The organism is Rathayibacter sp. PhB186 (genome assembly GCF_003751825.1).
In the GTDB taxonomy this organism is placed as follows: Bacteria; Actinomycetota; Actinomycetes; order Actinomycetales; family Microbacteriaceae; genus Rathayibacter; species Rathayibacter festucae.
Genome location: NZ_RJKO01000017.1, coordinates 1 through 1,087, shown reverse-complemented (window position 1 = coordinate 1,087; position 1,087 = coordinate 1). Strand labels below are relative to the sequence as shown.

Here is a 1,087-nt window from a genome sequence, read left to right as displayed (position 1 = left end):
TGTAGTTCCCCGTGAGGTTGTGGACGCGTTCTGCGGGGGTTGATCCGCCGATTCCGGTGTGGGGTCGGTGGTGATTGTAGTGATGGAGCCAAGCGGCGTAGGTGGCGGATCGGGCGTCGTCTGAGTCGTAGGTGGTGGCGTAGGCCCATTCGGCGGCGAGGGTGCGGTTGAAGCGCTCGACCTTGCCGTTGGTTTGGGGCCGGTAGGGGCGGGTGAAGCGGTGGCGGATCGTGCCGAGCTCGGCGTTGAAGGCGTGAGATCGGTAGGCGGGGCCGTTGTCGGTCATGACCTGCTCGATGGTGATGCCGGCACGGGCGAAGAACGTGGTCGCGCGGCGCCAGAACTCGATGACGGTGTCGGTTCGTTCGTCGGCGAGGATCTCGGAGAACGCGAGTCTTGAGTGGTCATCGACCACGTGGTGCAGATAGCGGAAGCCGCGGGAGCCGGCCGCTCCGGCTCGTTTGGCGCGGGTTCTGTCGACGTGGGAGCTGCGGTCCTGCGCTGATCCTCGGCCGTGTGCTCGCCATCCGCCGCCGTCAGGGATTCGACCGAGTTTCTTGATGTCCATGTGCACCAGCTCGCCGGCCCGAGCCTTCTCGTAACGCACGGGAACGGGTCGTCGCACTGGCAGTCCGGTGGCGCGGTCCAGGTGCGCGAGCAGCGGCATTCGGAAGCGGGTGAGCACCCGACCGACCGTTGATCGAGGAACTCCAAGGTGGAACGAGATCCTGTGCGGACCCCAACCACGCGTGAAACGCAGACCGATGATGCGCCGCTCAAGGCGAGTCGCAAGCCGGTTCGGGCTGGTCACAGGCCGGGACGACCGGTCGGTCATCGGCAGACCGGATCGGTATCTCTCGGCCCACTTCGCGGCAGTCGCCGGTGAGCACTGGAACCTCTCCGCCGCCCGGCGCACCGGCCAGCCGTCGATAACGATCAGCCGAGCCAGACGTTCCCTGCCGGTCGGCGTGAAGGGGGCATTAGCGTGAGTCACGAAGACCTCCGGTGACGATGCGTGTGTGGTAACCCACATCGTCCCGGAGGTCTTCTTCTACGTCACCCGTTCACAACGTCCCGAGGAACTACA

1 protein-coding gene is annotated in these 1,087 nt (G+C 65.8%); it reads right to left on the bottom strand.

Translation table 11 applies throughout. From position 1 onward, the window contains the following. Positions 1-994 (bottom strand): IS481 family transposase (locus EDF45_RS20935; RefSeq protein ID WP_123737772.1); only part of this gene is annotated, 994 nt, incomplete at its 3' end. Positions 995-1,087 lie beyond the last annotated feature (93 nt).